Genomic DNA, 11,748 nt, shown 5'->3' on the forward strand with positions numbered 1-11,748 from the left:
AGAGGGAGGGTCTGTCTGGAAATTCGTTTTCAGACGGGCCTTTTTATGTGTTTTTCATTCAGATCGGGCGTAACTCTAAGTGGCTTCTACGGTTATGTAAGTATTGCTATAAGGAAGCATATGAATTCTCTTTACATTCCATAATTTCTTAAACTCATTAATCGGAACTTTTCGATTATAGCTCTTGAGGCCATCATCGCAATTCACCAGATGCTTTAATGATTCTGCAAGGTAAATATAGTTCTGGTCATAGCCTACAACAGGGACAAAATGCAAATAATTACGATCCTTTTGTACTTTGATAAAAACAATTACAGGCGTTCCTTTACTCACTTCGTACTTTAATGTATTTATATTTCCTTTATAATAGTTTGTTTTAAAGCCTTTTTTACTTAACACTTCTCGGATTCCTTTTGGATATACATTGCCGGCCTTCGTTTTACTAGGAAAATACTTATATAATGATTCGCCCTCTGCCTCTATACCAAAATGACGCAACAGATACGCTGTTGAAAACGCTGCACATTCCGAATTTTGTTGAAAATCTATTCGATTGTTTTGTGGAATTAGATAGTTAGCTGGATAGTCTCTTTTTCGTAAAATAGGAATCGGTAATGTCATTAAATAGGCATTAATGCTAATTGAGATAATAATCCATAAAATAACGGTTCTAACTATAAACATACTATTTCCTCCATTGCTTTAGTGTCCATATCTAAAACGATACCACTTGATAATACCATAAATTGGATGTAAATCGAAGCCCATTTCCTTTATTGGAGATGGGCTTTTGTGTCTTGATATAATTCACGCGTTTTTCTTTGTTCTTGTAGTTGTACGTTTTTTTCTTGTTGTCGGTTTCTTCGTTTTATCTAATGATGCCTGAAGAGCTGACATTAGGTCTGTTACATTATCAGGAAGTGGTCGCTTATCGTTTACTGTTACAGTTCCATTTCCTTCCGCTTGTTTTGCCTCTATTAATTGCATAAGAGCAGTACGATAATCATCTGTGTATTTTGTAGGATCAAACTCCGTCGTTAATTGATCTACTAACATGAGCGCGGTCTCAAGTTCTTTTTGTACAACAGTCTCGACTCCTGGAATGTTTGGTACGTCCTTCGCATCTCTTACTTCGTCGGGGAAATGAATGACTTCCATGACCAAAGTATTCTTATATACCCGGACAATCGCTAATTGTTCCTTTGCTCTAATCGTTATTTTCGCAATCCCAATTTTACCTGATTCCTCTAAAGTTTTTCGTAATAATACATAGGCTTTCGCACCTGTCGTATCCGGTGATAAATAGTAAGTCTTTTCGAAATAGATCGGATCAATCTCCTCCAATTTCACAAAGTCTATAATTTGAACTGCTTTGTCTTCCGCTTCTTTACGTATATTTTCTAAGTCTTCTTCATCTAATATGACAAATTTGTTTTTGGTATACTCGTAGGCCTTTACGATTTCCTCGTCCTTCACTTCTTTCTGACAACCTTCACATACTTTTTTGTAACTAATCGGTGTATGACATTCTTTATGGAGCTGTCTCAATTTCACATCTTTATTTTCGGTAGCAGCATGAAGCTTTACAGGGATGTTAACTAAACCAAAACTAATACTACCTTTCCAAACTGTATGCATTTTGTCACCTCATTTTTCTTTATTATCTAGATTAAAATTATTTTTATGTATGGTAGTGTAAAAAAAACAAAAGATATTAGAAAAAATGAAAGTTGGCTTGAATTTTGAAACCAATGTTATTAACAGATTCAATTGAAATGCCAGTCGGGGAGGGTTGGCTATACGAAACAAAGTATGATGGGATTCGTTGTATTTTAATCTGGGAAAAAGGGGAGCCAGCACCGGTTTTGAAAAGTCGAAATAACAACGTACTTAATGAAATGTTTCCTGAAATCCTTCGTTTTTGTGAGGCAATATATAACGAGGTTGAACGCTATTTGCCACTTATGTTGGACGGTGAGCTGGTGTATTTGATAAACGATTACCAAAGTGATTTTTCAGTTGTTCAGAAGCGCGGAAAGCTGCGGAATGGCCAAAACGTTGAAGCTAGTGCTGAATCATTTCCGTGTCATTATATTGTGTTTGATCTATTGGAATATGTGGGGAAGTCAAAAGTAAATAGCCCATTGACCGTTAGAAAGCAATTACTGAAAGAGCTATTTAATGCCCTCAACCTTCCAACTAGTGTGAAGTACATGGATACTAAACGTTTACAAGCTATAGACGTTTATAAAGACGGGGATTTACTATGGCGAAGAGTAAAATTATCAAACGGTGAAGGTATTATTGCTAAGAAAAGCACAAGTAAATGGTTGGAGTCGAAAAGGACGAAAAATTGGTTGAAGATTAAAAACTGGCGATATGTAAATGTGTTAGTAACAAAATTTACTAAATCGAACGGTTTTTTTGATGCGGTTGTTTTTAAAGATGAAAATCTGATTGAGGTAGTAACGTTTAAACATGGATTTAATAAGGATGAAGAGAAAACGTTAATGACCCTATTTATGAACAATGGCACATTAATAAGCAATGAAATTTGGGAGCTCCCGCCTTCAATCTGTGTATCAATTGCCTGTATTGATTTTGATGGCAATAAATTGAGGGAACCAAGATTTCATTCGTTTCAGCTTAATGTAGATCCTAATGAATGTAATTGGCAACAGATGCAACGCCAATTACATCCGATTCCTGAAAATGTTGCAATCACACATCCAGATAAACCGGTATTTCCAGCAAGCAAAATTACAAAAGATGATTATTTATTGTACCTGCAAAAAGTTGCTCCTTATATGCTACCTTTTTTAAAGGATCGATTATTAACTACTATTCGCTATCCTCATGGCGTACCCGGTGAGAGCTTCTACCAAAAAAATTATCCAGACAATATTCCTGACTTTGTAGCCACATATTTAGTAGAAGATACTAATTTTGCAATTTGTAACAACCTTGAAACGTTATTGTGGCTAGGAAATCAACTAGCGATAGAATTTCATATTCCGTTTCAACCATTTCCGATTGGCAAACCGACTGAGATTGTATTTGACTTAGATCCGCCTTCTGTTGATGACTTTCACTTAGCGGTGAATGCTGCATTAAAATTGAAAACCATATTGGATCATTTTGGCCTTCAATCGTTCGTAAAAACATCAGGTGGAAAGGGGATGCAAGTGTATATTCCATTGCCGCTAAATGCATTTTCATATGAAGAAACCGGTGTGTTTACGGAGTTTGTATGTGAATTTTTAGTTCAGCAGTATCCCCAGTCGTTTACAATTGAACGACTTAAGAAAAATAGAGGAAATAAATTATATTTGGATTATGTACAACATAAAGAAGGAAAAACCATTGTCGCACCCTATTCTGCGCGCGGAAATGAAAAAGGTTTAATAGCCACGCCATTACACTGGGATGAGGTAACTGAGCAACTGAGACCAGACATGTTTAACATTCCGCATGTAATTAATCGAATTAATAATGTGGGGGACCTTTTTAAACATTTTAGAGATGTCGGGGAAAAGCAGGACTTTAAATCGGTTGTTAACCAAATGAATGGATTAAGTTGATCTAAGGTTTGGGGACGGGCAAAATCAATTCAGCTTAATTGTGGACAAAAGAGTAAACAGGTCATCTGTATTACTCTTTTTGCGTTTGTTCAGCAATCGGGACAGATTGTGGAGTAACTTGAGGTAGGTGATTTCAAATTATATACTTCTTAGTAAACAGGATTTCTTAATATTGCTATTGAATATATATAAAGTATCATAAAAAACATAAGGACAGGTTAACAAGAATGGGGATAAATTTTAAAAGTTTTTTTAGAGAAGAACTCTCAATAAATGAGATTCAAGTAGCTATGGAAAACGGAGTAATAACTTCAAAAGAATTAGTCATGTATTATTTGTATAGAATTGCAAAGTATGACCAGAATGGACCAAAAATTAATTCTATGCTGGAAATAAATCCTGAAGCGATATTTATTGCAGAAGCACTAGATAATGAAAGAAATTTAAAAGGGGTTAGGGGACTTTTACATGGGATTCCGATTGTACTCAAAGACAATATAGAAACAAAAGATTCAATGCATACGAGTGCAGGAACAATTGCATTAGCAAACAATTTAGCTAATCAGGATGCATTTCTTGTGAAAAAGCTTCGTGAAGCAGGTGCTGTTGTATTAGGCAAGGCAAATATGACTGAATTAGCAAATGGAATGTCTAGTGAAATGTGGGCAGGATACAGTTCTAGAGGAGGACAAACATTAAACCCTTATGGTGACCCTAACCTTTTTGTTGGTGGTTCCAGTTCAGGGTCCGCAGTGGCAGTTGCTTCGAATTTTTCAGTTTTATCCTTAGGAACTGAAACAGATGCATCAATCCTTAGTCCTGCAATTCAAAACTCGGTAGTCGGCATTAAACCCACTGTAGGTTTGGTAAGCCGAAGTGGTATTATTCCTTTTACATATTCTCAGGATACGGCAGGAACGTTTGCAAGAACCGTTAAAGATGCGGCCATTTTATTAGGTGCATTAACAGGTATAGATAAGGATGATGTTGCTACTTATAAAAGTGAGGGCAGATTACAACAAGATTATACAATCTATTTAGAACAGGAGGGGTTAAACGGTGCTAGAATTGGATTATTTAATAATGCACCTAAAGACTATTATGAATCCGGAGAATATGATGAAAAATTAGTGGGAAATGCTATTCAAGTATTAATCGAACAAGGAGCCACTGTTATTGAAGACATCGAGATTCCTTCTTTTCATAGAGATTGGGGATGGGGCGTATCCTTATATGAGTTGAAGCATAGTCTAGATAATTACCTTAATAGATTACCTTCTCATATGCCGGTGCATTCTATATCTGAATTAATTCAATTTAATAAAAGCTTAGAAAAAACTTTGAAATATGGTCAAGATAAATTAGAACGTAGAGAAAAGTTTCCTAATACACTAAAAAATCCTGAATATTTAATCTCAAAAATAGAAGACTTATATTTCTCTCAAGAACAAGGAATTGATTATACTTTGAAAAAGTATGAACTTGATGCAATTGTCTTTCCTTCTTATATTGGGTCAACAATTAGTGCGAAAGCCGGGTATCCATCTATTGCTGTACCAGCTGGGTATATGGAAAGTGGAAGACCTTTTGGTATAACTTTTGCAGGCACTGCTTTTAGTGAAGGAGTTTTAATAAAACTTGCATTTGCATTTGAACAGGCAACTAAGTTCCGGAAGGCACCAAAGTTTTATAAAAAGTGAAAATTCCTTTTTCAACAATCGGGCGCGGAATAATAAGCGGCGCCCATATTTAGGTATTAAAATCTTAATGATGAGGGTGAAGCAAATGAAACTAGCTATGAAATATGTCATTCTTTACGTAAACAATTTTGAAAAGTCCATGCATTTCTACAAAGAAATTCTGAAGTTACCTGTCAAAATGCAGCAAGATACATATGTTGAATTTGATACAGGTGCAACAACTCTTTCGATAAATACGCGGCAATCTGTCAAAGAAGAAATAGGATTAAATGTCCCAGAAGCATCTAGTTCAACTCAAACTTTTGAAATTGGATTTGTTGTGGAAGATGTGCCAGCTACAATTGCCAATCTTCGCGGACAAGGTGTACCAATTATAAAAGAACCTGTTAAAAAGCCATGGGGACAGACAGTCGCGTATGTAGCAGACCCAGATGGACATTATATTGAAATCTGCACTTCTATTGAATAAATTAGGCTGAATGATTCATTAGCAAACATTAACTCGATAAATGTTTGGTTAGAATAAATAAAAAATTATGAAATTTAAATCGTGGATATATAGAACTAATTTCCATTCTCGTGTTATAATTGGATGTAGAACATAAGGTCTATTGAGTGGTAAATAAACAGGAGAGTGAAAAATGAAGAGAACATCTTTGTTACAAGAAGAAAAGCGTTCAACAATACTATTTTTATGGCTATTTTATGTAGTATTTTTTGTTTATGAAATATTTTATTATAACCTTTTCCCAGCATTTCCGTGGAGCAATGTTGGTGCAAAGAGTACAGTATGGTACGATTTTATGTTTGTTAAATATGGAGTCATCATTGCGCTCATCCCTTTATCTATTTATTTGATTAAAAAGGAGAAAACAGAATCTGTAAAATACATATTATTTTTAGGTTATTTTTCAACTAATTTATTTTCAGATATATTGTATTATAAAGATAGTACGCTTACTTACACTAGTGGAAATCTAGTAGAACTTGTAATTATACTTTTCTCTCCAATCTTTGTGAATAAGAAATTTACATATTATATAACAGTTGGTTTATTACTGAAATATATTTTGGTTGGTATATTTATACAGGATCCGTTGGTTTTGTTTCCAATTAGTGTAATGATCGTACTATCATTTATTTCCTTTATATTACTTCACCGTTTTTTAAATTATATCAAAGCATTGAAATACTCATACGATGAACAATTGGAGGGTATTGTTAAAGGAGTTATTGCTACACTAGAGTTGAAGGATCCGTATACTCGGGGACATAGTGAACGAGTTGCTGCATATGCAATGAATATGGCAGAGGCTACAGGGAAATTTAAACCGTCTGAATTAAATTATTATTATTATGCCTGTCTATTACATGATATTGGAAAAGTTAATATACCGGATTCAATTTTGACAAAGTCTGGTAGATTGACAGATGAAGAATATGATATAATTAAGACGCATCCTGTTGTGGGAGCCGAAGCTATGCGAGATGTAGATGGGGTTGCCGATAATATTGAAGTGATTTACCATCATCATGAAAGATGGGACGGGAAAGGGTATCCAGATGGACTGGCTGGGGAAAATATTCCGTTTTTAGCCAGAGTTACGGCGGTTGCCGATGCTTTTGATGCGATGACTTCATCCAGATCCTATCGCCCTGCACTTCAATTTGAAGAAGCGTATCAACGAATTCTCGATGGACAAGGGAGTCAGTTTGATCCACAACTGGTAGAAATATTTAAACAAATATACCCAGATTGGGTGCAAATTTCTAAAATATATCGTAAAGGTATGGACATGAGAGGAGGAGAAATACGTGAAAATTCGCAAACTTAATAAAATCAAAGTTACTTGCTGGTGGTGTTGGATCATTCCGAAAGGATGAGTAAGTACATTTTAGGGTGCTGTAATTTTAGCATCCTTTTTTAATTTATAGAGGAGGATTTACGTTGAAGGTATCCTTGCAATCAAAAATAACGTTATATCCGCTATCCATTCAAAAAGATAACAAACATTATATCGTGGAGGAGCCGCTTTCCGGTGATTTCTTTGAATTGCCTGAGATAAGTGTTGATGCAATCAAACGATTGGGAAAAGGTGAAGCATTAGCAGCAATAGAAACGGTACTTAAAGATGCCTACCCAGCGGAAGATGTGAATATCATTGAATTTGTGGAACAATTGGTCGAGTTAGGACTTGTTCAAAATGTAGATGGTGTGCAAGTTAATAGAAATAAAGAGAAGCAGGCTAAATCTGCATCAGATGCAGCTGGTTTCTTATGGATTCCACACTGGGTTGGACGTTTGTTTTTTAATAAAACGATGAACCTATTTTACTTGCTTCTGCTCGTATCGAACATATTAATTCTTTTCTTGAATCCAGAATTTTTTCCTCATTACAAAGATATATTCCTATTCGATTCCATGGTACTAAATATGATTAGTTATCTATTAATATCATTGGTGTTAATTTTAATTCATGAGTTTGGGCATGTCCTGGCCATTCGATCGTATGATTTACCAGCTAAGTTAAGTATCGGAAACCGGCTGATTTTTATTGTTTTTGAAACCGACCTGACTCAAGCGTGGAAGCTCGAACCTAAACAGCGCAATATCTTGTATCTTGCAGGCATGTCTTTTGAACAGATTATTCTTTTCCTATCATTCGGTTTTATGCTGCTTTTTCCAGATGCAAATTTTGTCGGAATTCTTGGCATCGTCGTATTAGATCTTTTTATTAAATTTATATATCAATGCTGTTTCTATATGAAAACAGATGTCTATTACGTCATTGAAAATGTAACAGGATGTTATAACCTAATGGAGAATGGCCAAACATATTTGAGTTCATTCCTTAAGAAACATCGGAAATCAGGGAAGAATCATAAAGAGATGTTCCAGGATGAATGGAATCTGATTCGTATGTATAGTGTATTTTACATAGTTGGAGTCTTCTTAACTTTACTTTTAGCAGTTTTGTATTTTGTACCACAGCTCTATTACATGTTTACTACAATTTATTTAAATCTACTGGGAGTAGGAAACCGTGCAGCGTTTTGGGATGCTATGGCATTTTTTGTAATGATGATGATAATGCTTATCTTATTAGTTTATTTGGCGAGAAAAAAGGAAGTTAAATAAAAAGCAGGAGGCGCTTTCCTAGAACAAGGAAAGGGCCTTTTTTCAATAACTGGATAAATTATGTTATTATTTACATATTATATAGACGGGAGATAGCTGTTATGGATCAAAAAATTCTAGAATTGCTCAACGGAATCTATCCAGTGGATTTTATTAAAGTGGAAGCAGTAACAAATGAAATGTATCGCTGTACCGCAACACAAGGTGAATACTTTGCAAGAATTACAAACTACAAAAGTCATGATGAACAAGTAGAAGAGGTTACCTATACCAACTATTTACATAAAGAAGGGCTAGGGGTATCACCTACAATCGTTTCAATTAATGGTAAAGAGGTAGAAAAGATTATCCTCAATAACAAGGAAGTATTAACGGTTCTTTATGAAGTTGCTCCTGGTAAGCACTTAGCAAGAATTCAATGGAATGCAACGGTTTTAAAAGAGTTAGGCAGGCAAATTGGTAAATTACATCGCCTATCTAGAAAATTCGAAGAGATCCATCCGACTAGATATATCAATGATTGGTATCAAAATGAGGAATATGCTTTCTTGAAATATATCCCTGAGGAAGAAACTAAGATTAGAGCTGTTGCACAAGAAATTTTAACAAAGATTAAAGACATCCCAAAAGACAATGCCAATTATGGATTGTTACACGGGGATTTATGGTTAGAGAATGTAGTTGTAGATCAGGATTTAAAACTGACAATGGTTGATTTTCAAGATTGTGAGAAGCATTTTTATATCTTTGATTTAGCTGTTCCAATATATAGTGCAATCGAGTATTCATTTGTCGGTGGTGGGAATATCATTGACTATGGAAGAGGTATTACAAAAGCAATCATCGAGGGATACCAAGAAGAAAACGACATCCCAAAGGAAATGTTAGAAAAGCTGCCCTTATTTATAAAACTAAAAGAAGTCTTTGAATATAGCTTAATGCATATGTACTGGAATAAAGATAAGTTAACGGAAGAACAGATAAGAATAATGAACCACTTTAGAATGAGAATTGAAAGAGATCATTCTTTCCTTGACATAAACGGTTTGTTTTTAAAATAGACTTAATTTTCCGTAAACATGCGTGTTTCTGCAAAAAGGGTCATCGTTCGTCTTTAATAGTAGGGTATTGTTCCGAATTTAATTGCTTGGAAGGAGGTTGTATTTCTAGATAATGCTACTTTTAATTGTTTTAATTGCAATTCCTTTATATGCCTTAATCAGAATGGTTCAAAGTTTTACTAGGAAGACGCAGTCACATGATGTTGAGGGTGGCTCGGTCAAAATGAAAACAATTGATTCCTATTGTTCCATGGTTATTTATAGTTTACTTTTGCTTGGCTTTTATCTGAACGGTAGTGCCGTGGAGGCTGGTGAGCGATTGCGTGTTTTTGAATTTACTGGTGCTAAGGCAAATGGATATGCTTCTCTGGCCAATGAATATATAGTATCAGTTGTTGTCTTATTGACAGTAGGTATGTTTTCTTTTTTGATCATAAGTCTTAATGCTGGGTCTCTTTCGCCGATTTTGTATGTGATAGGTAGTACATTAATGATATCTAATATCCTATTTGCAGTTGCCTATCTTACTCATACAGGCTTTTCACACGATGGTGATGAATATTCGGTCCTCCTTCTGCAAATTAGCTTTGTATCACTATTTTTCTTATATATCGCAAGGTTGAAAGATTCCCTGAATCATTTTCTTATTAGCCAAAATGAAAAAGAGGTGGAGTACAGCAATAAATTTATGCTATTTCTCTACAAAATATCTAGCAACTATCAACAGATGTCAAAAGTATGGGCAATATGTTTATTTCCAGTCTTGGTCATCATCCAGCTGATTTTGGTCTTGTTTGGCCAACGCCCAGATAGCTTTATCCGCATGTTCCTTGAGACAAGCTCTTTCAACTATTCGAATATTCCTGCGCCTAAACCAGAAATAGTACAGGCTGATGGGCATTATTTGTGTACGGTCTCCGCTAAGGGGCATAAAAAATTGGTCAAACCAATCAGAGCGGGCATTAGAAGCGGATTAAGAATCCCCGTGAACCGCCAGCTGCTGATTGCTAATGCATTTGAAAACATTCTAGAACAATATATGCCAGCCTTCCATAAAGTCATCCGTAATTTTTACGATCGATATGGCTATCCAATAAGTAGGCATATCAATTCAAAATGGTCCGCAGACGTCATGTACCTTTTAATGAAGCCTTTAGAATGGTTCTTCCTTGTTGTGCTATATACGGTAGACAAAAAACCGGAAAATAGAATTCATATGCAATATAGTGAGTTGAGAAAGTAAAAATAAAGTTCAAATTGTGGAAATGGATTGACTTAGGAGAGGAGATAAAAAAATGATTGAATTACGAAAAATAGACGGGGATAACATAGATGAAGTAGTAGCACTTGAGGTTGGAGAAAACCAGAAAGATTTTATAGAAACAACGAACCTCAGAAGCTTTGCAGATGCGCATATGTTGAATGCAGACGGTATACCAGCGACGCCGCTAGCCATTTATGTGGATGATACGATGGTTGGGTTTTTGATGTATATTTATGATACGACGGATCATGAATCATTTCAAAATGAAGTTTATTACGGGGAGAAGGCCTATTTCATTTGGCATTTTATGATTGATCAGCGTTATCAAGGTAAAGGATATGGCAAGCTTGCCTTTGAAAAAATGTTGGCGGATATTGAAAATCTCCCAGATGGGGAATCACAATATGTAGACCTCTTTTATCATAAAAATAATGTCATAGCTAAAGAATTATACGCTTCATTTGGTTTTGTAGAAACAGGTATCATTCAGGATAACTCGGTGCATGCGATTAAAAATCTCGATAAGAAAACAACAGAATCCCTAGTAGAATAGGGGTTTCGGAAAGAACTGTGAGCAATCAACAATTTTGGGAACCATATCATGCTAATTCATGTCTATACTATAAATTGGAAAGATATTGGAGGGATCATTATGTGGTTAATATTAGGTCTTCTTGCGATAGCAGCAACTTTTATCAATCTTTTTATGTACGCAATAGGTAAAGATTACAAACTTGCGATGGCAATGGGGTTGTCACTTACGGCATTGACACTCTGTGCAGAACAGAGCCTTGTATCTAATTGGATACAAAGTGAAGATTGGTCAGCTTTAAGGGAAGTACCTGCTATGAATAAGGCATTTTGGTTTCTGACAATTGTTTCGATCTTACTAAATATAGCGCCGATACTTTTAGAAATGAAAAATAAAAAATAAGTTCTTATTGGGGTTATACGGATTAGTACGGATTAATCAACCCCCCCTTCTTAAACACCGGTTTGGGCA

At 35.2% G+C, this 11,748-nt stretch carries 11 protein-coding genes; 9 read left to right on the forward strand and 2 right to left on the reverse strand.

The genetic code is table 11. The features are described from left to right. Positions 1 to 75: 75 nt before the first annotated feature. Both NSQ62_RS08770 and NSQ62_RS08775 read right to left on the reverse strand, forming a co-directional pair. Entirely contained in the window at positions 76 to 684 is a 609-nt protein-coding gene (locus NSQ62_RS08770) for a cysteine peptidase family C39 domain-containing protein (RefSeq protein WP_341323553.1), read from the reverse strand. 123 nt (positions 685 to 807) lie between these two features. Next, complete coding sequence (locus NSQ62_RS08775; RefSeq protein ID WP_341323554.1) at positions 808 to 1,638, reverse strand: Ku protein; 831 nt, start codon at positions 1,636 to 1,638, stop codon at positions 808 to 810. Positions 1,639 to 1,742: 104 nt separating this feature from the next. Between NSQ62_RS08775 and NSQ62_RS08780 the strand changes: the two genes are divergently transcribed. The 9 genes from NSQ62_RS08780 to NSQ62_RS08820 all read left to right on the forward strand — a co-directional run bounded on the left by NSQ62_RS08780 (position 1,743) and on the right by NSQ62_RS08820 (position 11,679). Then, complete coding sequence (locus NSQ62_RS08780; protein ID WP_341323555.1) at positions 1,743 to 3,581, forward strand: DNA ligase D; 1,839 nt, start codon at positions 1,743 to 1,745, stop codon at positions 3,579 to 3,581. A 227-nt stretch (positions 3,582 to 3,808) separates the two neighbouring features. Further along, entirely contained in the window at positions 3,809 to 5,281 is a 1,473-nt protein-coding gene (locus NSQ62_RS08785; protein WP_341323556.1) for an amidase family protein, read from the forward strand. 85 nt (positions 5,282 to 5,366) lie between these two features. Further along, positions 5,367 to 5,750, forward strand: a complete 384-nt coding sequence (locus NSQ62_RS08790) for a VOC family protein (RefSeq protein ID WP_341323557.1) — start codon at positions 5,367 to 5,369, stop codon at positions 5,748 to 5,750. Between the two features lie 172 nt (positions 5,751 to 5,922). Further along, on the forward strand, positions 5,923 to 7,116 hold the full coding sequence (locus NSQ62_RS08795; protein ID WP_341323558.1) for an HD-GYP domain-containing protein: 1,194 nt from the start codon (positions 5,923 to 5,925) through the stop codon (positions 7,114 to 7,116). 113 nt (positions 7,117 to 7,229) lie between these two features. After that, positions 7,230 to 8,420: a peptidase gene (locus NSQ62_RS08800; protein WP_341323559.1), complete on the forward strand. Its 1,191-nt coding sequence runs from the start codon at positions 7,230 to 7,232 to the stop codon at positions 8,418 to 8,420. Between the two features lie 101 nt (positions 8,421 to 8,521). After that, positions 8,522 to 9,481, forward strand: coding sequence for a phosphotransferase (locus tag NSQ62_RS08805; protein ID WP_341323560.1), 960 nt, complete (start codon positions 8,522 to 8,524; stop codon positions 9,479 to 9,481). 112 nt (positions 9,482 to 9,593) lie between these two features. After that, positions 9,594 to 10,724 (forward strand): DUF6688 family protein, encoded by a 1,131-nt coding sequence (locus tag NSQ62_RS08810; protein ID WP_341323561.1) that lies wholly within the window; start codon positions 9,594 to 9,596, stop codon positions 10,722 to 10,724. 52 nt (positions 10,725 to 10,776) lie between these two features. Next, on the forward strand, positions 10,777 to 11,298 hold the full coding sequence (locus NSQ62_RS08815; protein ID WP_341323562.1) for a GNAT family N-acetyltransferase: 522 nt from the start codon (positions 10,777 to 10,779) through the stop codon (positions 11,296 to 11,298). A gap of 99 nt (positions 11,299 to 11,397) precedes the next feature. Further along, complete coding sequence (locus tag NSQ62_RS08820) at positions 11,398 to 11,679, forward strand: hypothetical protein (RefSeq protein ID WP_341323563.1); 282 nt, start codon at positions 11,398 to 11,400, stop codon at positions 11,677 to 11,679. Positions 11,680 to 11,748: the final 69 nt, after the last annotated feature.

Source organism: Solibacillus sp. FSL H8-0523, from assembly GCF_038051985.1.
Lineage (GTDB): Bacteria > Bacillota > Bacilli > Bacillales_A > Planococcaceae > Solibacillus.

Coding starts and splice junctions, on each gene's coding strand:
- NSQ62_RS08770 (WP_341323553.1), bottom strand. CDS start 684: ATGTTTATAGTTAGAACCGTTATTTTATGGATTATTATCTCAATTAGC.
- NSQ62_RS08775 (WP_341323554.1), bottom strand. CDS start 1,638: ATGCATACAGTTTGGAAAGGTAGTATTAGTTTTGGTTTAGTTAACATC.
- NSQ62_RS08785 (WP_341323556.1), top strand. CDS start 3,809: ATGGGGATAAATTTTAAAAGTTTTTTTAGAGAAGAACTCTCAATAAAT.
- NSQ62_RS08790 (WP_341323557.1), top strand. CDS start 5,367: ATGAAACTAGCTATGAAATATGTCATTCTTTACGTAAACAATTTTGAA.
- NSQ62_RS08795 (WP_341323558.1), top strand. CDS start 5,923: ATGAAGAGAACATCTTTGTTACAAGAAGAAAAGCGTTCAACAATACTA.
- NSQ62_RS08805 (WP_341323560.1), top strand. CDS start 8,522: ATGGATCAAAAAATTCTAGAATTGCTCAACGGAATCTATCCAGTGGAT.
- NSQ62_RS08810 (WP_341323561.1), top strand. CDS start 9,594: ATGCTACTTTTAATTGTTTTAATTGCAATTCCTTTATATGCCTTAATC.
- NSQ62_RS08815 (WP_341323562.1), top strand. CDS start 10,777: ATGATTGAATTACGAAAAATAGACGGGGATAACATAGATGAAGTAGTA.
- NSQ62_RS08820 (WP_341323563.1), top strand. CDS start 11,398: ATGTGGTTAATATTAGGTCTTCTTGCGATAGCAGCAACTTTTATCAAT.